The 23,154-nt window shown below is 60.2% G+C and carries 26 protein-coding genes; 15 read left to right on the top strand and 11 right to left on the bottom strand.

The window, feature by feature from the left end:
• Nucleotides 1–14: 14 nt before the first annotated feature.
• Complete coding sequence (locus tag BLU63_RS31070; RefSeq protein ID WP_231990927.1) at nucleotides 15–386, bottom strand: winged helix-turn-helix transcriptional regulator; 372 nt, start codon at nucleotides 384–386, stop codon at nucleotides 15–17.
• Between the two features lie 117 nt (nucleotides 387–503).
• Here BLU63_RS31070 and BLU63_RS31065 point away from each other — a divergent pair, with 117 nt between their 5' ends.
• The 4 genes from BLU63_RS31065 (at nucleotide 504) to BLU63_RS31050 (ending at nucleotide 3,143) form a co-directional block, all read left to right on the top strand.
• On the top strand, nucleotides 504–1,640 hold the full coding sequence (locus tag BLU63_RS31065) for an alkene reductase (RefSeq protein WP_010459109.1): 1,137 nt from the start codon (nucleotides 504–506) through the stop codon (nucleotides 1,638–1,640).
• A gap of 179 nt (nucleotides 1,641–1,819) precedes the next feature.
• A complete protein-coding gene (locus tag BLU63_RS31060; protein WP_010459110.1) occupies nucleotides 1,820–1,984 on the top strand; it encodes a DUF2986 domain-containing protein in 165 nt (54 codons plus the stop codon).
• 90 nt (nucleotides 1,985–2,074) lie between these two features.
• On the top strand, nucleotides 2,075–2,665 hold the full coding sequence (locus tag BLU63_RS31055; RefSeq protein WP_083377108.1) for an eCIS core domain-containing protein: 591 nt from the start codon (nucleotides 2,075–2,077) through the stop codon (nucleotides 2,663–2,665).
• A 19-nt stretch (nucleotides 2,666–2,684) separates the two neighbouring features.
• Nucleotides 2,685–3,143 carry a metallophosphoesterase family protein gene (locus BLU63_RS31050; protein ID WP_077750085.1) on the top strand — a complete coding sequence of 153 codons (459 nt, stop codon included), beginning with the start codon at nucleotides 2,685–2,687 and terminating at the stop codon, nucleotides 3,141–3,143.
• 93 nt (nucleotides 3,144–3,236) lie between these two features.
• Here the strand turns inward: BLU63_RS31050 and BLU63_RS31045 are convergent, their stop codons facing one another.
• The gene (locus tag BLU63_RS31045) at nucleotides 3,237–4,301 is read right to left on the bottom strand and encodes an alpha/beta fold hydrolase (protein WP_077750086.1); all 1,065 of its coding nucleotides are present in this window, start codon (nucleotides 4,299–4,301) and stop codon (nucleotides 3,237–3,239) included.
• Nucleotides 4,302–4,582: 281 nt separating this feature from the next.
• Between BLU63_RS31045 and BLU63_RS31040 the strand changes: the two genes are divergently transcribed.
• From BLU63_RS31040 to BLU63_RS31030, 3 genes are all read left to right on the top strand, one after another.
• Nucleotides 4,583–5,518 carry a Ppx/GppA family phosphatase gene (locus BLU63_RS31040; RefSeq protein ID WP_083377107.1) on the top strand — a complete coding sequence of 312 codons (936 nt, stop codon included), beginning with the start codon at nucleotides 4,583–4,585 and terminating at the stop codon, nucleotides 5,516–5,518.
• A gap of 130 nt (nucleotides 5,519–5,648) precedes the next feature.
• Complete coding sequence (locus BLU63_RS31035; protein ID WP_077750088.1) at nucleotides 5,649–6,077, top strand: DUF1801 domain-containing protein; 429 nt, start codon at nucleotides 5,649–5,651, stop codon at nucleotides 6,075–6,077.
• Nucleotides 6,078–6,383: 306 nt separating this feature from the next.
• Nucleotides 6,384–6,719: a hypothetical protein gene (locus BLU63_RS31030; protein ID WP_010459119.1), complete on the top strand. Its 336-nt coding sequence runs from the start codon at nucleotides 6,384–6,386 to the stop codon at nucleotides 6,717–6,719.
• 142 nt (nucleotides 6,720–6,861) lie between these two features.
• Here the strand turns inward: BLU63_RS31030 and BLU63_RS31025 are convergent, their stop codons facing one another.
• Together BLU63_RS31025 and BLU63_RS31020 are read right to left on the bottom strand one after the other, a co-directional pair.
• Nucleotides 6,862–8,547: a sensor domain-containing diguanylate cyclase gene (locus BLU63_RS31025; protein ID WP_083377106.1), complete on the bottom strand. Its 1,686-nt coding sequence runs from the start codon at nucleotides 8,545–8,547 to the stop codon at nucleotides 6,862–6,864.
• Between the two features lie 144 nt (nucleotides 8,548–8,691).
• Entirely contained in the window at nucleotides 8,692–9,585 is an 894-nt protein-coding gene (locus BLU63_RS31020) for an AraC family transcriptional regulator (RefSeq protein ID WP_083377105.1), read from the bottom strand.
• Between the two features lie 138 nt (nucleotides 9,586–9,723).
• Here BLU63_RS31020 and BLU63_RS31015 point away from each other — a divergent pair, with 138 nt between their 5' ends.
• Genes BLU63_RS31015 through BLU63_RS31005 form a run of 3 tightly spaced genes read left to right on the top strand, consistent with a single transcriptional unit; the run spans nucleotide 9,724 to nucleotide 11,138 of the window.
• Nucleotides 9,724–10,467: an SDR family NAD(P)-dependent oxidoreductase gene (locus tag BLU63_RS31015; protein WP_083377104.1), complete on the top strand. Its 744-nt coding sequence runs from the start codon at nucleotides 9,724–9,726 to the stop codon at nucleotides 10,465–10,467.
• A gap of 18 nt (nucleotides 10,468–10,485) precedes the next feature.
• The gene (locus tag BLU63_RS31010; protein WP_083377103.1) at nucleotides 10,486–10,887 is read left to right on the top strand and encodes a VOC family protein; all 402 of its coding nucleotides are present in this window, start codon (nucleotides 10,486–10,488) and stop codon (nucleotides 10,885–10,887) included.
• On the top strand, nucleotides 10,884–11,138 hold the full coding sequence (locus BLU63_RS31005) for a hypothetical protein (protein ID WP_083377102.1): 255 nt from the start codon (nucleotides 10,884–10,886) through the stop codon (nucleotides 11,136–11,138). Before BLU63_RS31010 ends, BLU63_RS31005 begins: the two co-directional genes overlap by 4 nt.
• Here BLU63_RS31005 and BLU63_RS31000 read toward each other — a convergent pair.
• Entirely contained in the window at nucleotides 11,135–11,440 is a 306-nt protein-coding gene (locus tag BLU63_RS31000; protein WP_083377101.1) for a DUF7693 family protein, read from the bottom strand. The two genes, BLU63_RS31005 and BLU63_RS31000, sit on opposite strands and share 4 nt — an antisense overlap.
• 172 nt (nucleotides 11,441–11,612) lie before the next feature.
• Here BLU63_RS31000 and BLU63_RS30995 point away from each other — a divergent pair, with 172 nt between their 5' ends.
• Nucleotides 11,613–11,993 (top strand): c-type cytochrome, encoded by a 381-nt coding sequence (locus BLU63_RS30995; RefSeq protein ID WP_010459129.1) that lies wholly within the window; start codon nucleotides 11,613–11,615, stop codon nucleotides 11,991–11,993.
• 34 nt (nucleotides 11,994–12,027) lie between these two features.
• A complete protein-coding gene (locus BLU63_RS30990) occupies nucleotides 12,028–12,594 on the top strand; it encodes a GNAT family N-acetyltransferase (protein WP_083377100.1) in 567 nt (188 codons plus the stop codon).
• Between the two features lie 18 nt (nucleotides 12,595–12,612).
• Here the strand turns inward: BLU63_RS30990 and BLU63_RS30985 are convergent, their stop codons facing one another.
• Complete coding sequence (locus BLU63_RS30985; RefSeq protein WP_083377099.1) at nucleotides 12,613–12,936, bottom strand: ribosomal protein L7/L12; 324 nt, start codon at nucleotides 12,934–12,936, stop codon at nucleotides 12,613–12,615.
• 984 nt (nucleotides 12,937–13,920) lie between these two features.
• On the opposite strand from BLU63_RS30985, the gene BLU63_RS32945 reads away from it, so the two are divergent.
• The 3 genes from BLU63_RS32945 to BLU63_RS30975 all read left to right on the top strand — a co-directional run bounded on the left by BLU63_RS32945 (nucleotide 13,921) and on the right by BLU63_RS30975 (nucleotide 15,976).
• A complete protein-coding gene (locus BLU63_RS32945) occupies nucleotides 13,921–14,100 on the top strand; it encodes a hypothetical protein (protein ID WP_144443436.1) in 180 nt (59 codons plus the stop codon).
• Between the two features lie 69 nt (nucleotides 14,101–14,169).
• Nucleotides 14,170–15,378 (top strand): MFS transporter, encoded by a 1,209-nt coding sequence (locus BLU63_RS30980; protein ID WP_083377098.1) that lies wholly within the window; start codon nucleotides 14,170–14,172, stop codon nucleotides 15,376–15,378.
• Between the two features lie 118 nt (nucleotides 15,379–15,496).
• The gene (locus tag BLU63_RS30975) at nucleotides 15,497–15,976 is read left to right on the top strand and encodes a VOC family protein (protein WP_010459133.1); all 480 of its coding nucleotides are present in this window, start codon (nucleotides 15,497–15,499) and stop codon (nucleotides 15,974–15,976) included.
• Nucleotides 15,977–16,001: 25 nt separating this feature from the next.
• Here BLU63_RS30975 and BLU63_RS30970 read toward each other — a convergent pair whose 3' ends face one another.
• From BLU63_RS30970 to BLU63_RS30950, 5 genes are read right to left on the bottom strand one after another with little or no spacing between them, the layout of a single operon-like run.
• On the bottom strand, nucleotides 16,002–16,865 hold the full coding sequence (locus tag BLU63_RS30970; RefSeq protein WP_077750097.1) for an alpha-amylase family protein: 864 nt from the start codon (nucleotides 16,863–16,865) through the stop codon (nucleotides 16,002–16,004).
• A complete protein-coding gene (locus tag BLU63_RS30965; protein ID WP_083377097.1) occupies nucleotides 16,862–17,836 on the bottom strand; it encodes an alginate O-acetyltransferase AlgX-related protein in 975 nt (324 codons plus the stop codon). The genes BLU63_RS30970 and BLU63_RS30965 overlap by 4 nt, the downstream gene beginning before the upstream one ends.
• Nucleotides 17,833–18,486 (bottom strand): alginate O-acetyltransferase AlgF, encoded by a 654-nt coding sequence (locus BLU63_RS30960; RefSeq protein ID WP_083377096.1) that lies wholly within the window; start codon nucleotides 18,484–18,486, stop codon nucleotides 17,833–17,835. The genes BLU63_RS30965 and BLU63_RS30960 overlap by 4 nt, the downstream gene beginning before the upstream one ends.
• Nucleotides 18,487–18,494: 8 nt before the next feature.
• Nucleotides 18,495–21,038: an NfrA family protein gene (locus BLU63_RS30955; protein ID WP_083377095.1), complete on the bottom strand. Its 2,544-nt coding sequence runs from the start codon at nucleotides 21,036–21,038 to the stop codon at nucleotides 18,495–18,497.
• The gene (locus BLU63_RS30950) at nucleotides 21,035–23,149 is read right to left on the bottom strand and encodes a glycosyl transferase family protein (RefSeq protein WP_083377094.1); all 2,115 of its coding nucleotides are present in this window, start codon (nucleotides 23,147–23,149) and stop codon (nucleotides 21,035–21,037) included. The genes BLU63_RS30955 and BLU63_RS30950 overlap by 4 nt, the downstream gene beginning before the upstream one ends.
• Nucleotides 23,150–23,154: the final 5 nt, after the last annotated feature.

Below are 23,154 nucleotides of genomic sequence, written 5' to 3'. Positions count from 1 at the left end.
TGTCGGGCACCCAGTCAGGCATTCTCATTCTCTGATCGGATAATGCGATCTCGAACAACTGCCTCGCAGGGCAACAGCCGATCGGCCTCGTCGAGTTCCATCGCGTGATGGACGCCCCATTCGATCAACAATTCGAGGATGGGCCGCAGGCTTTCGCCCAGCGGGGTGAGCAGGTATTCGACCCCCTGACGATCCCGGGCGCTGGGTTGCCGGCTCACCATCCCGTGTTCCTCAAGCGCTCGCAGTTGCTCGATCAACACCTTCTGTGAAACGCCGACGATGCGCTTCTCCAGATCACAGGTGCGTTGCGGTCCGTCCAGCAGCACATGAAGGATGACTCCCTTCCAGCGCCCGGAGAGCACAGCCAGCGTGCGCTCGATCGGCAAGCCCGGCAGTCTATTGATTGTCTTCATTGGGTACCACTGACTAAACGGTGGGTAGATAGGCCCGATTTAGGAACAGTACGCTTTCCTTCCGATCAGATCCGACCCGAAGGAAGCCCAATGATAGACCTGTTTGAATCTCAGTTGGTTGGCGGCACCCTCAGACTGAAAAACCGTATCGTCATGGCGCCCATGACGCGCACGCGGACGTCCGAGGGTGACGTCCCCAATGAATTGATGGCCACCTATTACGGGCAGCGAGCCAGTGCCGGCCTGATCGTCGCCGAGGCAACGGACGTTGCGCCTTCCAGCAATGGCTACGCCATGACACCCGGTATCTACACGCCAGCCCAACGGCAAGGCTGGAGCCTGGTGACCGATCAGGTTCACCGCAACGGCGGCACGATATTTCTGCAACTGTGGCACGTCGGCCGGATGGCCCATCCATCGCTCATGCCGAACGGCGAGGCGCCTTGGGGCGTGACCGACGAAAGGGCTGAGTCGCAAGTGTTCGCTCACGGCCCGGATGGCAAGTTGGACCACATCCCGGCGGGCCAGCCTCGGCGCCTGACGTCAGAGGAGGTGATGGCATTGGTCGACACGTTTACACAAGAGTGCATCCACGCCCGGGAGGCCGGGTTTGACGGTGTCGAAATCCATGGTGCCAATGGCTATCTGGTCGAGCAGTTCATGAACTCGGTGCTCAATACGCGCACCGATTCATATGGAGGCGGCAGCTTGGAAAACCGTACACGGTTCCTGCTGGAAGTCGTTGAAGCGGCGGTGCGTGAGTGGGGGCCGGGGCGTGTGGGTGTGCGCCTGTCGCCGTTTGGCAAGTTCAACGGTATTCCGGCGGACCCGCTGACCGAGGAAACCTTGCTGTACGTGGCTGAGCGTCTGGGTCGTCTCGGCGTCGCCTATCTGCACCTGGTCTACGAGCTGATGCCTGAGGAAAACATGGAGTTGGCCGAGTTCAAATCGAACCACCTCGACCACGCTCTGCTGGCCAAGGTTCGGGCCGCGTTCCCTGGCGCAATCATCTGGTGTGGCGGGTTCACTGATCGCAACAGCGCGCAGGCTGCGCTCGACACCGGGTTGGTGGACTTAATTGCCTTCGGCAGACCCTTTATCGCCAACCCGGACCTTGCAGAGCGTCTCAAGCACGGCTGGCCGTTAGCCGAAGCGGACCGATCAGCGTATTACACCCGCCGCGGCGAGGTCGGTTATACGGATTTCCCCGCCTATTCCCTGGGGTAGTGCTTTTCGCAGCCTTGGACTGATTGCGGCGGTGGCAGGCGTTCGGTGGCGGGCGGTTCTGCCAGCGCCTGCGATTTGTCGTCAATTGCCCGCGTTGTGCACCCTGCGCGCCCCCCGGGGATCGGGTCCGGCCATTTAAGCTGATATCATTCGGGCGCTGACACACCGAGTGGAAAACCATGAATCGTCAAAAAAAAATCAAGCAGCTATTAAAGGCGCATGCCAAAAAAGCCAGTGCCAAACTGGCACCGGCAAGCAAGTCTAAATACATCAGCAAGGCTGATCGATTGAAGCTCGCGGCTGAATCCACTCTCGACCCCACCACTTCCTCTGAGAGCGAGTGAGTTGCAGGAAACAGTGGTCTGTCGTGTCCAGCGATGTTTTGCCGACACGCCGATTCACTGTTAGCGCCGCATCCGTCCCTGGAGCGTCCAATGCCGTCCATCATCACGCGCCTGGTGGCGCTTGTTGTTCTTTGCCTGACGCTTGAAGTGCCAGCCCAGACCGGCGCCTGCCCGGCTGGCGAGAAGCAAGTGTGCCTGGACGGCTGCATCTGCCTGCCAGATATGGGACTGACGGATGACCTTTACCAGATCGCCGCGCCAGCCTTGGCGCTGTGGCTGACCCAGGCCCGCGCCGACGCCGCCGTCACCGGCCTGCAACCCATTCCACCGCACATCCGGGAGCAATTGCTGCGCTGGTACGATCCCGTCGTCCTCGATGCCGCGCGCTACAAAGTCAGCGATAGCGGCCAGTTCAACGCCGCCACTGCCATGCTGCAAAACCCCGATGTCGGTGCCGTGACGCTGATCGACATCATCCTCTTCCGGGATGCTGAAAGCGCAGAGCAGAACATCGTGCTCTGGGCTCACGAGCTCAAGCATGTGCAGCAGTTTCAGGAATGGGGGGTAGAAGGATTTGCCCAGCGGTATACACAAGATTTCAATGCGGTGGAGGCGCCGGCTTATGCCATACAGGCTGAGGTCAGGCGGACGTTGCGGGACGGAGCTGTCACTCATCCTTGAACCTGATCTGGAGCGGCGCATGAAAGTTGGTGTGATTTCCGATACTCACGGCTTGCTCCGTGCCGAAGCCCTGGCTGCCCTGGCGGGTTGTGAGCGGATCATTCACGCGGGCGACATCGGCAACGCCGACATTCTCGATCAACTCAAGGCTATCGCCGCGCTGTACGTTGTCCGCGGGAATAATGACCTGGACGCCCCGTGGGCAGAAAAACTTCCTGACCTTCTTCGTTTTGATCTCGACGGATGGGAAACGCTGCTGGTGCATGACGTCGCCGATGTCCCGGCCGCGCTCGACTCAGCCATCAAGCTGGTGATCACCGGTCATTCGCACAAGCCACGGATAGAGTGGCGTGGCGACCGGCTTTACCTCAATCCCGGCAGTGCGGGGCGGCGGCGTTTCAAGCTGCCGGTGACGCTGGCGCTGCTGGATGTGTTCGAAACGTCCCTGGAGCCGCGTCTGGTGTCTTTGCTGGAATGATGTTCAGAACGGGGTCGGCGGAATTTTTTCCAACATAAAACGGCTCGTTGATCAAACGAGCCGTCGTTGTGAAAGGACTATTTCAGATCGGCCTCAAAGGTGATCAGCATCAATCACCGCCTTGGCGAACGCCTGTGGATCTTCCTGCGGCAAGTTGTGACCGATGCCGCCGCTGATCAGCCGGAACTCGTATTTGCCGGTGAAGCGCTTGGCGTAATCCTCGGGGGCTGGGTGCGGCGCACCGTTGGCATCGCCTTCAAGGGTGATGGTCGGCACGCTGATGGAGGGCGCCGTGGCCAGTTTCTGTTCGAGCGCCTCGTATTGAGGCTCGCCCTGGACCATGCCCAGGCGCCAGCGGTAATTGAAGACGGTGATCTCGACGTGGTCGGGGTTGTCCAGGGCCTTGGCGCTGCGGTCAAACGTGGCGTCATCGAACGCCCATTTTGGCGAGGCCAGTTGCCAGATCAGCTTGGCAAAATCATGAGTGTTTTTCTCGTACCCGGCACGACCACGGTCGGTGGCGAAGTAAAACTGGTACCACCACTGCAATTCGGCCTTGGGTGGCAGCGGGTTCTTGCCGGCCGCCTGATTACCGATCAGATAGCCGCTGACCGAAACCAGCGCCTTGACCCGCTCTGGCCACAGCGCCGAGACGATGCCGGCGGAACGCGCGCCCCAGTCATAGCCACCGAGCACCGCTTGTTTGATCTTCAGCGCATCCATGAAATCAATGACGTCACTGGCCAATGCGGCCGGTTGGCCGTTGCGAAGGGTTTTATCGGACAGGAAATGCGTATCGCCATAACCACGCGCATACGGCATCAGCACGCGATAGCCCTTCGCTGCAAGCAGCGGGGCGACTTCGTCATAGCTGTGAATGTCATACGGCCAGCCGTGCAGAAGGATCACCACCGGACCATCAGCCGGGCCTGTTTCGGCGTAGGCCACGTTCAGCAGCCCTGCCTTGATGTGCTTCAGCGGGCCGAACGGGGAGGGTGTGGCCTGAGCGGCGTCGGCCTTGACCGCCGCCGGCTGCACGGTGGCGCTCGTTTGTGCGTGGGCCGCACCGAGCGCGCCGAACAGGGCGAATGCCAGGATCGACGAGCTGACCAGGTGGCGACGAGTCATGCCGGTTTTGTTCTGCATTGCCATCTTCATGGTGATGTCTCCGTTGCAAGGCGTTGGCCAGGGGTTCTGGCTGAGCCCCTTGAAACCTTGAAAACATTTGAACGCGGCGACGTATCTGGCCTGTGTCGAAACGCAGGCCCGGTGAAAACGCATGTATCAAGAGGGTAGCCGTACACACTGTGATACACAGCGACGCAGGGGGGGGCGGTGTCATCTTGGTGTCACCTAAGGCATGGCAGGATCATCACAAACCATCTTCAATACCCAGCGCACCCGCCCGCGGGCTGATGAATCTGCCAGGAATCCCCACCATGAAAGGGAACGCCTCTCTGTTTGCGGCCATTGACCTGGGCTCCAATGCGTTTCGCCTGATGATTGGCCAGTCGGTCAGACGCAACCAGCAGATTGTGATCCAGGAAGTCAAAACCCTGCGCGAGCCCGTCCGTTTGGCGGAAGGATTCCAGGGCGGCGCGCTGGATGAGTTGGCGTTGGATCGAGGGTGGCAGGCGCTCGCGCGATTCGGCAAAAAGCTGCGCGGCTTCGAGGCCGGACGGGTGCGGGCCGTGGCGACCAGCGCGGTGCGCGAAGCCGACAATGCCCAGTTGTTTTTGACCAGCGCCGAGCGTCACCTGGGGTTTCGGATTGACGTGATCTCCGGGCATGAAGAAGCCCGGCTGGTGTATGCCGGGGTTGCCCACACGACACCGAGTGCCGCGAGTATGCGGCTCGTGGTGGACATTGGCGGCGGCTCCACCGAGTTGATTCTGGGGCAGGGCGCACAGCCCCTGTTGACCGAAAGCATTGCCATTGGCAGCAGCACTTTTGGCATGCGTTATTTTCACGGAGGCTGCATTACGGCTCAGGGCCTGCTGGAAGCCGAGCGCGTCGCTACGGTGCAGTTTGAAAAGGTCGCACATCGTTACCGGGCGCTGGGTTGGCAGCAGGCCATCGGCTCTTCAGGCACCGCGCGGATGCTCGCCAAAGTCCTCAAGGCCAACGGCTTGAACGATGATGACCAAGGCGGAATCACCTACGGCGGCCTGCTGCGCCTGTCGTTGCGCCTGCTTGAAGCGGGGCAGGTCAATCAACTCAGGCTGGCGGGTTTGCAACCCCATCGCCTGAATAGCTTGCCTGGCGGACTGGTGGTCATGCTGGCCGCGTTCAAGGTTTTTGGCCTGTCGCAAATGACGCCTTCGGAAGCGGGTTTAAGGGTCGGGGTGTTACATGGGTTGATGGCCAGGCATTGACTGGATTCTGATGACTGACTGCAGTCATTACCGGTCAGGGACGCAAGCCGTCAGTCAGCGCGCCTCAAAGGCGGGTGAACGCCATCTATCATGAACCGGGCGAATCCATCCTGAAGGAGGCGGTTATCTCATGAACAAGGAACCCATCGGCTCAAAGAACGCAGAGGACGAAGGCGCCTCTGCGCTGATAGACGCGAGAATCAAAGAGCTGAGTGACTGGCGGGGCGAAACGCTCGCCAGGATTCGAACGATCATCCAGCACGCCGACCCCGATGTGGTCGAGGAATGGAAATGGCGGGGCGTTCCGGTGTGGTCACACGCGGGCATCATCTGCACCGGCGAGACGTACAAGAACGCCGTGAAGATGACCTTCGCCAAGGGCGCTTCGCTGGAGGATCCTTCGGGACTTTTCAATGCCAGTCTTGAAGGCAATACCCGACGGGCGATTGATGTGCATGAAGGCGATGAGATTGATGAGGAAGCGTTGAAGGCGTTGATTAACGCTGCCGTCGCGCTCAACTTCTCGCGAGCTGCCGCGCGTGCCAAACCGGTGAAATGAGCAAAGAACTGATGCCGATCAGTGAGTCAATCTCTACGGCTATGCCATTTCAATCCCCATGGCGGCGGTTGGGGCCGATGCTGGCAATGTTATCAAGCTGGACGACGAGCCTGTTTCATCTGCGCATTCACCGGCTGCGATAACTCAGAGCTGAGGCGCGACGTTTCACTCTCTCGAACAAAAGCCGCCGCCAACCAAGGGGCGGCCAATCACCTGCTTTAGCTGATACCAATTGGCCACCTCATCCGTTAGAGTGTGCGCCGCCCGAGAGATGGATCCCGGGCAATATCTCATGGAGCTTTTTCAGTGAAGTACGTTAGTAAAGTTGTCGCAGTAGCCCTGTTCGGTCTGGTTCTGGCGGGTTGCACCGGCACGCCGATGAACACCCAGCATTATGAAAGCAGTCAATACACCGTCCTGGGCCACAGTGAAGCGAGCGCCACGGGCCTGCTGCTGTTCGGCGTGATCCCGATCCAGCAGAACAACCGTTTTGTTCGCGCTCAGAACGCGGCGATCAAAGCCAAGGGCGGTGACGCGATGATCAACACCCAGGTGCAGGAAAACTGGTTCTGGGCGTGGGTCCTGACCGGCTACACCACCAAGATCTCCGGTGATGTGGTCAAGCTGAAAAACGTTCAGTAAGCCCAATACCCGGTCTTGATTGCGGATGCGCAATTGTGGCGAGGGGATAAGTCCCCTCGCCACAGGTTGTCTCTCAGCTGAAGATGTTCTTAAGTGAATAGCCTTGCGGTTTAACCGGGTTTTCATCAGTGGAAGCTGGAGGTCAGTGGCGTTCCGTCACGCGAGCCTGCGGAGCCACCCGATTCCTTCCCGACCACTTCGCCTGATAGAGCTGTTGATCGGCGCGTTTGATCAGCGCGGTGGTATTGCTGTCCGATATCTCGGCCAGGCCAATGCCGATGCTGACCGTGACGTGCCCGACCGTAGCAAAAATGGCTGCGGCAATCGCGGCGCGAATCTTCTCGGCAACGACCTCGGGGCTCTCGGGTTCCTCGACTTCCGGTAACAGCACCGCAAACTCCTCGCCACCGTAACGGGCCACGAAGTCAGTGGCGCGGGTGTTGTCCTGGATCAGCCGGGCGAGTTGGTGCAGCACCTCATCGCCGATCGCGTGGCCGTGGGTGTCATTGATTTGCTTGAAGTGGTCGGCGTCGATGAACAGCAACGCAAAGGGCCGTCCGGTTCGTTGAAACAGCAGGTTGCACTCATTCAGTTTCTCGTCGAATCGGCGCCGGTTGTACACGCCGGTCAGTGCGTCGTGGGTGGCCAGTTTCAACAGATCGGCGTTGGCCTGGGTGAGGGCGGCGGTGCGTTGCGCGACCGTGGCTTCCAGCGACGCATTGGCTTCCTGCAACTCGCGCTCCTTGCCGAGCAAGGACTCCGTCATGCCCTGGAGGGATTGGCCCAGCTGGGCAATTTCTCGCACCGAATGGTCCCGCGGAAACGTCACACCCGGTTGTTGGTTTTGTACCCGTTTGGCTGACTTTGCCAGCTGTTCGATCGGGCGGCTGAGGTACAGCGCCAGGTAGTACGCCACCAGAGCAAACACGATGGCGGCAATGACCCCCAACACCAGCAATTTGTAAAACAGGATACGTGCGGGTTGAAGCGCGATATCCAGTGGCTGGCGGACCGCGATGTACCACGTCAGGTCCGTGCTCGAGGGCGTGGGGACCGCGACCACGCTGGTCAGGTAACCGTCGCCGACTGACCAGCCGGCGTTGTCGGAATGGTTTTCCCGGGCGACCGGCATGTTCGCCACACGTTGCCCCATGAGCGCTTCCGGATAGAGCACTTTGCCGTCGTGGTCGACGATCAGCGCCTCCACCTCGGGCGTCATGTCCTTGCGCAGCACGGCCGCGTCGACAATCCGCGTCGCCCAGCTCCAATGGGCATGGGCGCCCAGCACACCGATCACCTGGCCCTCGGCATTGCGGATCGGCGCGGCGAAATCGATGAAGCGCAAAGGCTCGCCACTGGCGGTTCCGGGCAGCAGTTTGGCCAGCAGGACCGCCTCATGAGGATCGCCGGTATAAGCACCGCGCAACCCGGCCTGGAACCAGGGGCGCTCCTTCACCGATTGATTGACCAGAAGACCGTTCACGGCTTGCCGTACACGCCCGTTGGCGTCAGCCACGCCCATCCAGGCGTACTCGGCACGGGATTGCGAACGCAGCTCCATCGACGACAAGATATCCGGATCGCCCAGGTCGCCGTGCTTGAATAACGGCGCTCGACTGAGCAGAGACACTTCGAGCTGACGCTCATGCAGTTGTGCGCCCAATAGCTCGGCCGCCGACCTTGCCGTACTCAACAACGCATTGCCGCTGGCCTGCTTCATTTGCTCGGTGGCGATGTGGCCCACGTAGAAACCCACACTCATCAGCGTGAGCAACGACAGACCGGCAAACCAGAGTGTCAGGTGGCTTCGCAAGCTGGCTTTGATCATGGAAGACACCTGACGGTTTGAAGTCGCAGCATGGTATGCGCAATGGTCGGGTGGGGGCCAGTGGCGGCGCTTTCATGGCATCGATCGGTACACGCATTCGCCAACGCGATGACAAGAAACAGAGTCAGTCGGACCGAAGCGTCCTCAGTCGGCACGTCCGCGCAGTTGCGCGAGAATCCGCGCGGCATCCCGGGCCGGAGGCAAACCGAAAACGCGGGCGTAGTCCCGGCTGAATTGGGTAGCGCTTTCATAGCCGACATCGAACGCGGCGCTGGTGACGCTTTTAGCGTTCGCCACCAACAAAGTCCGCGCCTGAAGCAGCCGCACGCGTTTTTGATACTGCAAGGGGCTGAGCGTGGTGACGGCTTTGAAATGGCGGTGGAACGCTGACACGCTCATCGACGCCGTGCGGGCCATGTCCTCGACCCGCAGCGGCTCGGCGAAGGCGCGGCGAATCCACTGGATCGCGAGGCTGACACGGGCCATGGCCGTATCGGGCGCGGCAATCTCGCGCAGCATCCAGCCGTGCGGTCCTTGCAAAACCCGATAGAGAATCTCCCGCTCGTACACCGGGCTCAGGGCCGCGATGTCCGCCGGCCGGTCCATCAATCGCAGCATGCGCACCCAGGCGTCCATCAGCTCGGGTGTGACCGCGGCCACTGAGAAGCCGGCCTCCTGTTCTGACGGTGCGACAGGTTTTGGCAGGTCTGTCAGTAACGTTGCCAGTACGGCAGGGTCCAGCGTCAAGGCGACGGCGAGGTACGGCTCGCCGGACGTGGCCGGGTGCACACTGCCGACCGCCGGCAGTTCAATCGAAATCACGAAATAGGTCGCCGGGTCATACCTCAGTGTGCGATCACCGACAGTGATGGTCTTACTGCCTTGCAGGATCAGGTTGATCATCGGCTCGTAGACAGCGGCCAACTGATGTTCGGGAATCGCACCCTGGACCATGGCCACGCGCGGAATGCCCGTCTCTGTACGCCTGTTTTCGGCCCTGGCGGCAAGGGTTCTGAGTTCATGCAGTTGGTTTTCCATGGGGAGACATCTGACCGCAGGGGGACGCACGGCGCAAGCGAAAAGCAGAAACAGGCAGGATTGGAGTAGTAACGGCTGCGCTCGCCCGAGGGTCTATGGTTACCGTGGTTGCTCATCTGATTGACAGTGGAGCAAGCCATGAGCGTTATCGTCATTACCGGCGGCAGTCGAGGCATTGGTGCCAGCGCCGCAGTGCACTGTGCCCGGCGTGGAATGGGCGTCATCCTGACCTACAAGAGCAACGTGCAAGCGGCGGATTCGGTGGTTCAGCGCATCAAGTCCGAAGGTGGTCATGCCGTCGCCCTTGAACTGGATGTCAGCCATGCCGGGCGCTTCGGCGTGTTCGTCGATGCGGTACGAGAGGCGCTGCAATCGAACTGGCAAACCACCACCTTGGGTGGTCTGGTCAACAATGCCGGCCACGGCCTGTTCAATCCGCTTGAGACGGTCACCGAGGCGCAGTTCGACGACCTCATGAACGTTCACCTCAAGGGCCCGTTCTTCCTGACCCAGGCCTTGCTGCCGCTGATGGAGGAGGGCGCAAGCATCGTCAACCTGACCAGCGCGACGACACGGGTGGTCACGCCAGGCGTGGCGCCTTATGCCGCTTTCAAGGGCGGACTGGAAGTACTGACTCGCTACATGGCCAAGGAGTTTGGTGAGCGACGCATCCGTGCCAATGCCGTCTCGCCCGGCGCCATTCGCACCGAACTGGGCGGCGGCTTGAGCGAAGAATTCGAGACGCTGCTGGCCTCGCAAACGGCGCTCGGTCGCATCGGCGAACCGGACGACGTCGGTCGAGTGATCGCCACGTTGCTGTCCGAAGAAAGTGCCTGGATCAACGCGCAATCCATTGAGGTTTCCGGCGGTTACATCATCTGAACCAGCGAGGCGCATTCCATGCTTGATCATGTGTTTATCTCAGTCAGCGACACCCAACGCTCCGTCAATTTCTATACCGCGGCGCTCACACCGCTCGGCATCACTCACTCGCTCGATTTCGACGGCAAGGATGGCCCGCCGGGCCACCCGGATCTCAAGGGTTTCGGTGCGCAAGGCCGGGTGTTTTTCTGGCTGCGTGAAGGGGTGGTGGAGGGGCGGGCTGCGCATGTCGGGTTCGTTGCGAACAGCAGGGGCGAGGTCGATGCGGCCTATGCCGCTGCGATGAAAGCAGGCGCTACCGATAACGGCGCTCCCGGCGCACGGTTGCATTACGACCCGAATTATTACGCGGCTAACGTCCTGGACCCGGATGGCTACAGCCTCGAATTCGTCTATAAAAACTGGCAGCACCGACAATGAGCAAACTTCTGATTTATGGCGCAACCGGGTACACCGGCCGAATGGTCGCGGCACAGGCGAAGGCCGCCGGGCTGGACTTCGAAGTCGCTGGACGTGACGCGACAAGGGTGGCTGCGCTTGCCCGGCAGCTGAGCGTGCCTTATCGCACCTTCACGGCCGACGCTCAAACGGCGCAAGCGCTGAGCGGCGTCACGCTGTTCGGAGTCGAATTCGCCGAGAGCATTGCCGGGACGGTGATCGTTGATCTCTAAGGCTGGCGCTGAAGGCACAGCAAGCGCTCGATCTGCGCTAACTCCCAGGTGCTGAGCAAACTGACCGGGTCGGTGCCGTAACGTTGCCAGCGGTCGAGTTCACCCTCGCGGCCGTCCGGGGCCAGGCAACGTTGGCAATGCAGCAGACGGGCGCCGTCGACACCGAGGCTCAGGCGCCAGCCTTCGATATCGACGTGCACGTGGCCGGGCTCGGGTTGTCTGGCGAGGCGCGATAGCGGCCGGAGTTCCAGCGCGGCGTCGCGCAACTGCTGGTAAACCTCGCGGGCGGTCAAGGGTGGCACAGGGCATCTCCGGTGGAATCGCAGGGTTGCACAGGATAGAGTCTGCGCTTGCCGCTGTCAGCGGATAGCGGGGTCGTTATTCCACCCGTCTGCCGGCGGCTTATTGGAAGTAGGTTCAACCGGGTGCGAGCTGATTTACGTGCGCTTGGCCACAAATGATTTGGAGCAGGACATGAATAAAGCCGCAGCCCTCATGGTGCTTATTGCGGGGATGTTCGGCGCGCAAGTCCAGGCGGCCGGCGATGCTGAAGCCGGCGCGACACTGTTCAAACGGATATGCGGCGGCTGCCATCAAGTGGGGGAGTCGGCGCGGGGTTCGTTCGGGCCGCAACTCAATGGCATTTTTGGACGCCCGTCAGGTAGCACGACGGATTATCAATACTCCGACGCCATGAAATCGGCCGGCATTGTCTGGACCCGCGAGACCCTGATCGCGTACCTCGAAGATCCAAAGGAAGTAGTACCCGGTACCCGGATGATTTTCTGGGGGCTCAGCGATCCGGAGAAGATTGAAAACCTGTTGGCGTATCTGCAGACCTTTCAGCCGCAGTAGGGCTTCCCGACATCTGCCAAGGATAAGTAAAGCAATGCAACGAACCACCTCGCGATTGCTTTCAAGGCCTCTCCGAACTGAAGACCTGGCCAGCCTGTTCGCGATCTACGGCGACCTTGCGACGAACCGATACAACCCGGCCGGGCCTTTGATCCATATTGACCAGGCTCAAACGCTGCTGGATGACTGGATTCGCCATTGGTCCGTCCACGGCTACGGGCTGTGGACCGTCGCTAGCCGCACTGACCCGGATGATGTCATTGGTTTTGGCGGAGTTGGTTTGCGAGCGTTTGGCGAGGTCGAGCTGCTGAACCTCGGTTATCGATTTGCCGTGACCGCCTGGGGCCAGGGCTACGCGACTGAGTTGAGCAGGGCGGCGCTTGAATATGGATTCGAAGAGCTGAGGGTGCCTGAGGTTTTTGCGCTGGTCAGGCCTGCCCACGCCGCCTCGATAGGCGTGTTGGAAAAGGTCGGTATGCAACGTGTCGATGTGCTCGATGACGTACCGGGGCAGGTGCCGAGTTTTGTTTATCACACAGTCGTGGCCAGTGGGTGCGCACCTCAGCGAGACGAATTGGATATTTCCTTTTCTCACCTTTAGACGGGGCGCGCTTCGCGTTCATACGGACTTAATCGAAACTTTCGCTCCAGCCGCCTCAAGCTCGATTTTTGCCTTTTCAGCCTCCTCTGTCGGTACGGTCAATACAACAGTCGGTGCGCGGTCAACGAGATTCTTGGCGTCGGTCAAGCTCATTTCCATTTCAGTCAACATTCTTAATGATTTGATTACGCTAACTTTGTTGGATCCGACCTCTTCGAGGTGGATGTTTGATTTCGGTAGGTTTTCTTTTGCTTTTGATAAAGCTTCAAGTTCTTCTAATAATAATAAGGTTTCAAGTTCTTTGGGGGATAGTGTTGAGAGTTGTTCGGGAGTTAAATTCATTTGGAATTGTCCTTGTGTTGTAGCGCCTTTTGGGTATTGGTTTTTTCAGTGAGAGGGTAGACGATGATGTTAAGGTGGGAACCTGTTAAATCTGACAGTTTTTAATATCATTTTGCGATAAGTGACAAATTAAATTTGATAAAAAAAGATCAGGCGGAGATAGGTTTCATTTACGTAAAAAAGCCCGGAGGCCCCGGCCGAATGTGCCATCGAGTAGTGTGTTGATGGTGGCTATCGACGTCACGGCATTGAACGACAAAAGGCCTCAAGGAGGCAGGGCTCAGGTGTTCGCGGCTAGGCATAAGAGAAGTGCTGCGTGATGCAGCCTGATCGTCCGCCGAAGATTTTTTATGAGAACTTCATTGAATTGATTGTGCCTATCGATGCCGGCAATGAATGCAGGAAGGGTCAAGACGACAGTGCGTACCATGGTGATCGGTACGTAGGATGACGCCTACAAAAAACTCACCGAACGGTGATTTTTCCCACGTTTATCGAACTTGATATTCGTCTGGACAGGCAGTTTTACTTCGTTAGGATGTGTCAGTTTCCTCCCGGTATTGACTTCGATGTTTCAGGGGGAGAGTCTTGGCGTCGCTGGAACCCGTAGCTGAAACCGGATAGAAATGCTCTTGCCAAATAGACTCGAAGATCATCGTGTCTCTAGTGCAGAAACAAAACATTCTGGTTTTCTGGCCGTGAATGTTGTTTTTAATGCGCTATGAATACACCGTTTTTTGTTAGCTGCGAGCTGTCTGGGATGGGCGTTTTAGGTGGCATTGGTTACATGTGATAACACGGGTAAGAGGGGGTGGCGGATATGCCTGCCCTAAATAGTTAGTTCTAATGATCGACGCGTTGCCATTGGATAGTTTGCGGCAGATGGCAGGTTGGATTGATTAGATAATATTCCGAGGACTGCACTTGCATGATGCAAGTGCGAACAATCGATAGAAGTGAGTTTGTTCACTTCTGGAGGCAAGGATGCACGACCAAGTTACGTCTGAATTTTCTGTTCATCTGTGTATTCATCAACTATTCGAAGCCCAGGTTGCACGCAGTCCTGAAGCCACGGCGCTGGTCTTTGAGGGTGAGACGCTCAGCTATGGTGAACAACTGCCTCGCTTGCTTGCTGGTTCACATGTGCCATTGAGTCGCCGATAAAGCGCCCGCAACAGTTTGCGGGCGTGCAGCGGGGTACCCATCGGCGAAGCATTATAAAAAGGAGAAATCATGGCAAATCCCTACCGCGAACTGCTCACTACCCCGGGCGTCATGGGGTTGGTGATCGCGAGTTCCATTGCCCGTCTGCCGCAGGCAATGATCGGCATCGGCATCATTACCATGTTGGTGCAGCAGACGGGACTTTATTGGCTGGCTGGCTCGGTCGCCGGTACCTTTACCCTGGCAAATGCGCTGATCGGCCCGCAGGTGTCGAAACTCGTCGATCAGCGGGGGCAGAGTCGAGTGCTGCCCTTAGTCACCACCTTCAGCATTGGCATGTTGCTGGCGCTGATCGTTGCCGTCTCTATGAGGGCGCCGACCCCGCTGTTGTTTATTCTTGCGGCACTGGCGGGCACGATGCCCAGCATGCCCGCGATGATAAGAGCACGCTGGACACAGCTTTTCCGTGGCAAGCCGCAGTTGCACACGGCTTTCTCTCTGGACACGGTGCTGACTGAGCTCGCTTTCATTATCGGTCCACCCCTGGCCATCGGTCTGAGCGTCAGTTTTTTTGCCGAAGCCGGACCGCTTGTCGCGGTCTTGCTGCTGGTCATCGGCGTGAGCGCTTTTCTTCTGCAAAAGCAGACAGAACCTAAGGTCGTCGTGGGCGTCAGGAAGAGCACCGGCTCTACCTTGCTGATTCCCGGCGTTCGCACCATCGTTCTGGCACTCCTGGCGATGGGGGTGATTGGCGGATCAATCGATGTGGCGGTGGTGGCCTTCGCCAACGCACAAGACTGGCCAGCGTCCGCCAGCTTCATCCTCGCAGCCTATGCGCTCGGCTCAATGATCGCGGGCCTGACGTTCGGCGCGTTGAGGGTCTCCTTGTCGATTGAAAAGCAGTTCTTCGTTGGCGTTCTGATCACGGCAGTTACAGCCGTCTTGCCCATTTTCTCGCCGGACGTCTACATCCTTTCCGGGATGCTGTTTGTGGCAGGCATGTCATTCGCACCAACGATGGTCGTCGTCATGAACCTTGGTACGATCATCGTTCCACCGTCCAGGATCACCGAAGGCCTGACGTGGATGACGACGGGCATCAGCATCGGAGTGGCGCTCGGTGGCGTACTCGCGGGGCTGGTCATCGACGCCTATGGCGCACGGGCAGGGTTCGGCGTCGCCATCGGCGCGGGGCTGGTCATGGTGGTGATCGTGCTGTTGGGGCTGCGTACACTTCGCGCCACATCAGCGGTTTGCGCCGAGCCGAGTTTCCAGTAATCAGCACGCTGGACTTCGTTACAGCGTTGATCTGCCGACAAGGGGCATGGCCCTCTTCGTGGTCCATCTGGTCGCTCAGCTAGAATGACCATTCATTCCCCATTGATGGAGAACCAGAATGGTCAGCAAAAACACGATTTGCCTCTGGTACGACGGCGCCGCACTGGAGGCCGCGACGTTCTACGCCAAGACGTTTCCCGACAGCGCGGTGGGCACCATCCTTCGCGCGCCTGGCGACTATCCTGCGGGCAAGCAGGGCGATGTATTGACGGTCGAATTCACGGTGATGGGCATTCCGTGTCTCGGCCTGAACGGGGGCTCGGGGGTCAAGCACAACGAGGCGTTCTCGTTCCAGGTGGCGACTGACGACCAGGCCGAAACCGACCGCTTGTGGAGCGCGATTGTCGGAAACGGCGGCCAGGAAAACGTCTGCGGCTGGTGCCAGGACAAATGGGGATTGTCGTGGCAGATCACGCCCCGCGTCCTGACGGATGCCATCAATAATCCCGATCAAGCAGCGGCCAAGCGCGCGTTCAACGCGATGATGCAGATGGGGAAAATCGATGTCGCGGCGATCGAAGCGGCGGTCAAGGGTTAATCCGACCTGACGCTGATGATCTACGTTATCGCGCCAGTTGCTCCACCAGCTCAGGCGTCACGTAGTGCGGTCCGTCGAACAGGTACAGCGGATAACCGTCATAGGCCGCCAATTGCGGCTTGAGCTCGGCGGCGGTGGCGGAGCGAAAGCCGCCGCCGAAGTTGGGGCGAAAGGCTTCGACGATGATGCGCACCCGGTCTTTGCCCAGACGCTCGCGCAACGCGTCGGCGTAGGTCCTGGCGACCGGTGCGGTGCGGGCGTAGACACCGACGCCGTCCTGGAAGAACACGCCAATGTCATTCGGCAGCCACTGCTTGAGCCATTCTGCCGTGGCGACAGGACCGATGTTCGCACCGTCATATACGCTGATCCATAACGGTCGTGGCAGCTTGGCCAGCAGGGCGGGCAGTTCTTTGGCGCGGGTCCAGCTGGGGTCGACTTCGGCGGGGAAATACCAGCCGGTGACGTGCAAGGGCGTCGGCAATTTGGCGATGCGTGCCGAGACTGCCGCCAGTTGCTCGATGTTGTCCCGTGAGCGGTTTTCGCTGAAATAGCCGGCCAGTCCAAGGATGACGTCTTGCGCCCAAGGGGCCTTGGCGATGCGTGCCCAATCGGGCAGAACCGGCACGCTGGGCAGGCCGGAACCGGCAACGAATGCCTGATCGTCGACGACAGTCCATTGCACCAGCAGCTCGCGGGCCCCCAGCTTTTCCCAGTGGCCATTGATGCCGACGGTCTTGTTGTCCGGCTGCCAGACGATGCCGACGATCCCTGGGGTCTGGGCCTTTTTGTCCGTCACGTAGAGCACGCCGGTCCCGGTGCCGAGAATGGCGGCAAACAACAGACCCGCAATGGTCGCGCGACTGGCGGTGTAACCAAGAATGTTCACGGAAGCGCCTTATTGATGCGCTGATGCCATTGGCTCAGCGAGGTGACGCCTTTGGCGTTCCAGTTAGCTGCGGCATCGGGGCCGAGGTGGAACTGGCCCTCGTTGAATTGCCAGACGATCACTTGCGGTTTGTGTTGGGCGAAATCCGCAGACTCCAAGTATTGCAGCAGCGTAGCCCATGGGCCGACATCGCCAGGATTCCAGGTCAGCGCGACGGGACGGTCCAGGGCATTGGAAAGCTTTTGCGTAAAGCCCAGGTAAGGTTGGACAAAGCTGTTGCCGATCACCTGAACCGGTGCCGGTGCGTCATCGATCAGCAAGTCGTTCTGGGCCTGATGGCGAACGGTGTAGATGTCGCGACCAATCGATTTACGTTTGATCGCCGGCAGGAAATTGCTCGCCAGATCGCCGAACGCGCGTCGGTCGAACCACTCGCCCAGCGCCGCGCCACCGCCGGGTTCGCCTTGCAGGCGGTAACGCTCGGTAATCAGTTGCGCCGTGGCGTCGGCGGTGTTTTCCGCGCTCCAGGCGGTCCAGTGGTAGTCGGCGCGATAAAACGCGGTCTGTTTGCCGTGTTCAGTGCGTTGCAGGACGGGCTTGATGTTCAGCATGGTCAGGCCTGCTTGAGTCAGCTCGCTCTGCAAGAGCTCGTAGCGCTGCATCACGGCCGGGCTCAAGGGCTGACTGGCGGGCAGGCGCGAGGCATAAAACGGCGCTTTCATCGGCACTACCAATACGACCAGACTGATGTGTTCCCGCGCAAGGTTCTGCTGGAGTTGTTTCACCAGCGCAATGTTGCGAGTCGTGCCGGGGTTATCGACCTTGCTCAGGCTTTCCCAGGCCGGGAACAGCCAGCCACCTTCGCCGGTAATGACCGCCGAGGCCGCTTCAACGCCGGTGCCTGACAGGCTCAACAAGACACCGGCGATCAGGGCGGAAACCGGCCAGCGAGATTTCCATTGAAGGGTCATGGCGCGGTCTGGTCGACAAGGCCGATCAGGCGTGGAGCCTGCCGGGAGCCGACCAGGAACAGGCTGTAACGATCGCCGGCCTTGAAGGGCGCCAGCTTGAACGGCAGGCTGATGTTCTGCTCGCAATTGGCAACCAGCGTTGCTTGCACCGGGTTAATCGTGCGCTGGGCCTGACCGTTGAACGGCACTTGATTGAACACCGGGGCATGGTTAGCCAGTTTCACCCCGGCCTTTTCGCAACCGCTGGCCAGGTTGTAGAGGTTGAGTTCGGCACGCAAGTCTTTGCCGCGCAGCGGCGGGTCGATGACCAGACGGGGTGCCCGCGCCGGGTCACTGTCGAGAATCAGCGTGACCCACGCACTTTTCGGTGCACTCAGGCCCTTTATCTCGCGACCGTTGACGGTCACTTGCAGCGGCTGTCGCGAGTCCACGACCTGAAAAGGACTGGCCACCGTCGCCTGGGTCGAGAGGGCGAAACTCGCGCCCTGGCCCACCTGGACCTGCATGGCAGTGTCGGAGGGGTTGACCACCCGCACCCAGGCCGAACCCTCCGGCAGTTTTGGCGCGTACAACTGGGCAATTTCAGGGGCGGCGTTTGCCCCCATCGGGATCAGGCCAAGTCCCAGCCACAAACAGAATCGAATCTTCATGCAAGTCCTCAATAGGAATAAGTCAGGCGACCGAAGACACCTTGAGCGCGATCATCGCCCAGCACCTTGACGCGGTACTGCAGGGAGAAGTCGAGATAGGAGCGGGGCGCGTTGTACGCATCTTCGCGGAACCAGTAGCGCACGTTGTTGCCGACACCGATGCCACCGGCCTTGCCGGACGATGAGTCCGATTTGCCATCGGAGTCGGTGCCACTGTTCATCTTCGAGTCGTAATCGAACGCGGCCACCACATGGGGGAACGTCACCCAGCGTGAGCCCGCGCCACCGATGGCATAGCTGCGGCCGACCTGCCATTCGCTGTTGAAATAGTCCCGCGAGTCGTTGACGTAATGTCCGGCTTCAGCGAACAACTGCGAAGTCCACCAGCTGGAGGCATCGACCCGCAGATCGGTCCCGACGCTTGCGCCATAGCCCAGACGCAGCAGCCAGTCACCGTCGACGTCCGACGATCCCAAGGGGAATGTGCGCTCGACGGCGGCCATCACGTTCAGCGACGTGAAGGGTTTGACCCGTACACCCACCGCGCCTTGCAGCGCATCGAAACCGGTGTCCGAATCGCTGTTCTTGCTCCACAGCGTGTCGGTGACGCGTCCGTAGAGTTCGACAAAGCGTGCATTGCGATAGCCCAACGGGCGCCAGGACAATTCGGTGCTGTTTTGCAGGCTGTCATTGCTGCTATTGCCGCCGCTCGGCGCTGAGCTCAGGCCGCTGCTGGTGCTGTTGCCGCGGTAACTGGTGGTGTTGGTCAAACCCCAGGTGCGCGAGACATCGGCCACGGCGCGACGGGTGTCGAACAGCTGCTGCGGGGACAGGTCCGGTTCACCGGCATTGTTTGCGTCGATGACGCGCTTGAAGTAGCTGACGGCTTGTTCGTCATCATTGACCCGCATCGCGTTATAGGCCGCGTCCTGAGTGGCTGTCGGCGTCAGTCGCGTCTCGGCATCGGCCTTGCGGAACGATGCGTGGGCACCCTCATCGTCGCCGGCCTGGACCGACAAGTAAGCGATCTGCAGGTCGCTCATCGATTCCAGTTCACCCGTGTCCCGCGCTTGTTGCAGCCGTTCGCGCGCGGTTCGGCGCTGGCCGATGGCGCTGTACAGACTGGCTTCTTCATAAGCAGGCAGGCTGCCCAGTGCCAAGGCCTGGGTAAAGTCCTGGCGAGCCCCGGCGTCGTCACCCGATTGCTGGCGCAGACGACCGCGTTGGGCCAGCAGTCGGGCGTCGTCGCCTGTGAGCCGGAGCCCCTCGCTGGCCGCCGCGATGGCTTCGGGCACTCGTTTCTGATCACTCAAGGCGCTGACGAGCAACCGTCGATACGCTGGATTCTGCGGCGCACGGGCAATGGCTTCGTTGGCCAGGACGACGGCCGAGGCGGGGTCCTTGCTGGCGAGTGCGGCGTAAGCCTGACCGGCCTTGTCGGTTCCGCCGTCGCGCTGGTTGCCCGGCCAGATATCGCAGACCAGGCCAAAAGCGGTTTCCTGACAGTTCAGGGCCGGGGCCGGAAACTGGGCGACAGCGTTCAACCCGTTGTTTTTTTGCCTGAGGGCCATTCGGGCGGCTGTGCGTCGACGGGCCACTTCGCCGCCTTCGTCATCGGCCAAAGGTTGCAGCTGATCAAGCGCCCGCTGAGGCTCGCCATGGGCCAGCGCAGCGTCGGCGGCGAAGAAGCGAATGTCGCGGGTTTCGGTTTCCAGCAGGCCATCGATGGACAGGGCGTGATTCAGGTCAGCCTCGGCTGCCGCTGTTTTACCCTGACGATCAAGGGCGTAGCTGCGCAGGATCCACGGTGCGATTTCGCCATCGTCCTGAGCCAGTGCGCCAGACGCGGCCACCTCGGCCCCTCGGTAATCCTTGGCTGCGAGCAGGGCGCTGATCAGCAGTTGCTGATTGGCGCCGATTTCCGGTGCCCAGGCGACGGCTTTCCGGGCCTTATCCACGGCCAGCGGCATCTGGCCTTGCTCCAGGGCGCGATAACTTTCGACGGCCAGCGGTGCGGCCAATTGCCGACGAATCGCTTCGCGGCGCATCAGCAACGTATCGTCGTCCGGGAACACGGCCAATGCCTGAGTGGTGGCCTGATCCGCTTCTTGAAGATGTTGTTGACGCTGCAACGACTCGATCAGCAGCAGTCGATAATCCATGCGTTTGGGTGCCTGAGCGATGGCTTTGCGTGACGCCTGTGCCGCCGCGCCGAAATCATCGCGATCATAGGCCTTGAAGGCCTGGGCGGCGGCGCCGAAGCCTGGAGCCTGACGTGACTGTGGGTAGCGCTTGGGATGATCACGCAGATCCTTGTCCCGTTGAGCCAGCACGATCAGCCTGTTCAAACGGGTGATGTCGGCGCGCTGACGCAACGCTTCGCGGGCCTTGGCGATGGCCAGGTCGTAGTCTTTGCGCTCGTAGGCGCTGTAGGCTTCGTTGGCGGTGACGTAGGCCGGACCGGTCAACGGTAATGGCAGTGTTTCGGCATGAGCCAGCGCAGGTATCAGGCTCAGCCCCGTGGCCATGAGGGTCAGCAAGGGGCGATTCATGCCGGAAGCTCCGCAGGGTAGTGGCTGTGCTGACGTGCCACGGCCTTTTCGATGGTGGCGCGGGGCAGCACGCCGCTGTCGACCAGATAGTCGCCGATGCGTCCGTGACGCTGCGGGCGGTACTGCAACATGGTGCGGTTGAACACGTCGCGATCCAGCAAGCCCATTTCGATCAACAGGTCACCCAACAGTGGCGCGCGGGCATCTGGTACCGACTGGCCTTCGCGCACATTCATCAGGCGCAACTGCGCAACGATTTCGCTTTCACGGGCAATCAGCTGCACCGGCTCGCTGCCCAGTACCTCGCTGACTTGTTGCAGACCTTCGGCCGGCAACGGACTGGCCACGGCCAGTTGGACTCGGCCGTCGGCATTCAAACCCACCGGCACCACACGCCAGCGCAGGGCGAACTCATCATCCAGGGTGAGGGTCGACGCCTGCGCCTTGTGGGCCACATCGAACACCCGCGGCAGGTCATTCTGGAAGGCGATGGCTTCGGCCAGCGTCTCGTCGTCCAGCCAGCCATTGCTGAGCAAGATCCGCCCCAATGGCATGTGCCGGGTTTTCTGTTCGGCGAGGGCGCTTTGCAGGTCGGTTTCGTTGATCGCCTGCCAGGACAGCAACACGCTGCCCAGCTTGCGCGGGGCGGCGGCGACCAGGTCGGTGGACGGGAAGTCGTGCATGGTCTTGTCCCACACCAGTTTGCGGTTCATGACCTTGCCGACCAGGAACATGCGCCAGGCCCGTGACGCGGCCATGAAGTTGACGAAGTTGCCCACCACCATGCGCGGGATCGACAGCAAACCGTGCTGCCAGCCGTACAGCACGGTGGTGAAGTAACAGCGATGCGCGATGCGCCAGGCCAGCGCAACACCGTTGGCCAGCAGCAAGTATTTGATGAAGCCGTTGGTTTCGAACGGCGTGGGGAAACTCACGTCCCACAGGCCGCTCTGGCGCAGGATGATCAGGCCCAACAGTTGGACCAGAATCACGTAGGCGATGATGCTGACAAACGCCGTCACTACGCCTTTGCGGTCACGGAACAACAGATATCGGTTGGCCAGCGAACCGTTCCAGCCCATTTGCTCCCAGCCTTGCAGGCCGATGCCCAGCGTCCAACGAGCCTTCTGCCGGAACGCGGTGCGGAAGGTATCGGGAAAGAATTCGCGCACACACAACGGCATCTTCAGCGTCGATTCGTAAGGCTTGCGAAACCAGGATTTGCGCAGCACACGAAACTGCACCGGGAAGCGCACGAAGATCGCGTTCATGCCGACCTTGGCCAGGCGTGCGCCGACGTCGTAGTCCTCGGTGAGGCTGTCAGTGTTGAACGGCTGGTTCTGGGTTTCCCCGGCCAGCACACGCAGGGCGCGATGGGAAAAACAGGTGCCGACGCCGGCAGACGGCACCGTGTCGGTCATGCTTTCACGCACCACCAGGTCCTTGCCGTGCCATTCGGCGAACTCGTCCATGTAGGTGCCGGCCACCCATTCGTACCAGTTGCGTTCCAGCGAAACCACGGGCAACTGGATCATGTCCTTGCGCGGCAGCAAGTAGTTGAACAGGCGCAATTCCATCGGGTGCAGCACGTCTTCGCTGTCGTGCAATACGACGCCGGCGAAGGTCATGCCGTGGGTTTTCTCATGCAGGAAGATCGCCTGGATCACCCAGTTCAGGCAGTCGGCCTTGCAGGTCGGCCCGGCGTGCGGGACTTCCACGCGGTGCAGCTGCTTGTAGCGCCGACGCATGCGCTCCACTTCGTCAATGGTGCGCTGATCGTTGATGTAGGTGCCGACGAAAACCACATAGTTCTGGTAATCGAGGGTCGACACCATGTTTTCGATCATCGGCGCGATGACGTCATATTCCAGCCAGGCCGGGACCATGATTGCCAGCGGCTGCTCATCCCGGGCCATCAACTGCTCGGCGGTCAGCGGCCGGTATTTGCGGTCCGCGGTGAACTTGCGAAACAGGCGGCGCGACCAGTACCACAGGTCAATGAACAGGTCGTCCAGGCTGGAAATCAGGATCAGCACCGCGACCACGATGGTCGAGATCTCCAGAAAGCTGTAGTAGTGAGCCAGCCAATAGGGCCAATAAAGCGACGTCATCGAAG

The organism is Pseudomonas mandelii (genome assembly GCF_900106065.1).
GTDB lineage: Bacteria > Pseudomonadota > Gammaproteobacteria > Pseudomonadales > Pseudomonadaceae > Aquipseudomonas > Aquipseudomonas mandelii.
The sequence above is the reverse complement of the archived record's forward strand: the minus strand, read 5'-3'. Positions and strand labels throughout refer to the sequence as shown.

Excerpts from the sequence above, each read along its gene's own strand:
- BLU63_RS31005 (WP_083377102.1), top strand. The coding sequence starts at position 10,884 with ATGAGCAAACTTCTGATTTATGGCGCAACCGGGTACACCGGCCGAATG.
- BLU63_RS31050 (WP_077750085.1), top strand. The coding sequence starts at position 2,685 with ATGAAAGTTGGTGTGATTTCCGATACTCACGGCTTGCTCCGTGCCGAA.
- BLU63_RS31060 (WP_010459110.1), top strand. The coding sequence starts at position 1,820 with ATGAATCGTCAAAAAAAAATCAAGCAGCTATTAAAGGCGCATGCCAAA.
- BLU63_RS30980 (WP_083377098.1), top strand. The coding sequence starts at position 14,170 with ATGGCAAATCCCTACCGCGAACTGCTCACTACCCCGGGCGTCATGGGG.
- BLU63_RS30995 (WP_010459129.1), top strand. The coding sequence starts at position 11,613 with ATGAATAAAGCCGCAGCCCTCATGGTGCTTATTGCGGGGATGTTCGGC.
- BLU63_RS30990 (WP_083377100.1), top strand. The coding sequence starts at position 12,028 with ATGCAACGAACCACCTCGCGATTGCTTTCAAGGCCTCTCCGAACTGAA.
- BLU63_RS30985 (WP_083377099.1), bottom strand. The coding sequence starts at position 12,936 with ATGAATTTAACTCCCGAACAACTCTCAACACTATCCCCCAAAGAACTT.
- BLU63_RS30955 (WP_083377095.1), bottom strand. The coding sequence starts at position 21,038 with ATGAATCGCCCCTTGCTGACCCTCATGGCCACGGGGCTGAGCCTGATA.
- BLU63_RS31020 (WP_083377105.1), bottom strand. The coding sequence starts at position 9,585 with ATGGAAAACCAACTGCATGAACTCAGAACCCTTGCCGCCAGGGCCGAA.
- BLU63_RS30950 (WP_083377094.1), bottom strand. The coding sequence starts at position 23,149 with ATGACGTCGCTTTATTGGCCCTATTGGCTGGCTCACTACTACAGCTTT.
- BLU63_RS31025 (WP_083377106.1), bottom strand. The coding sequence starts at position 8,547 with ATGATCAAAGCCAGCTTGCGAAGCCACCTGACACTCTGGTTTGCCGGT.
- BLU63_RS31055 (WP_083377108.1), top strand. The coding sequence starts at position 2,075 with ATGCCGTCCATCATCACGCGCCTGGTGGCGCTTGTTGTTCTTTGCCTG.
- BLU63_RS31015 (WP_083377104.1), top strand. The coding sequence starts at position 9,724 with ATGAGCGTTATCGTCATTACCGGCGGCAGTCGAGGCATTGGTGCCAGC.
- BLU63_RS31065 (WP_010459109.1), top strand. The coding sequence starts at position 504 with ATGATAGACCTGTTTGAATCTCAGTTGGTTGGCGGCACCCTCAGACTG.
- BLU63_RS30960 (WP_083377096.1), bottom strand. The coding sequence starts at position 18,486 with ATGAAGATTCGATTCTGTTTGTGGCTGGGACTTGGCCTGATCCCGATG.
- BLU63_RS31045 (WP_077750086.1), bottom strand. The coding sequence starts at position 4,301 with ATGAAGATGGCAATGCAGAACAAAACCGGCATGACTCGTCGCCACCTG.
- BLU63_RS32945 (WP_144443436.1), top strand. The coding sequence starts at position 13,921 with ATGCACGACCAAGTTACGTCTGAATTTTCTGTTCATCTGTGTATTCAT.
- BLU63_RS31010 (WP_083377103.1), top strand. The coding sequence starts at position 10,486 with ATGCTTGATCATGTGTTTATCTCAGTCAGCGACACCCAACGCTCCGTC.
- BLU63_RS31040 (WP_083377107.1), top strand. The coding sequence starts at position 4,583 with ATGAAAGGGAACGCCTCTCTGTTTGCGGCCATTGACCTGGGCTCCAAT.
- BLU63_RS30975 (WP_010459133.1), top strand. The coding sequence starts at position 15,497 with ATGGTCAGCAAAAACACGATTTGCCTCTGGTACGACGGCGCCGCACTG.
- BLU63_RS31035 (WP_077750088.1), top strand. The coding sequence starts at position 5,649 with ATGAACAAGGAACCCATCGGCTCAAAGAACGCAGAGGACGAAGGCGCC.
- BLU63_RS30965 (WP_083377097.1), bottom strand. The coding sequence starts at position 17,836 with ATGACCCTTCAATGGAAATCTCGCTGGCCGGTTTCCGCCCTGATCGCC.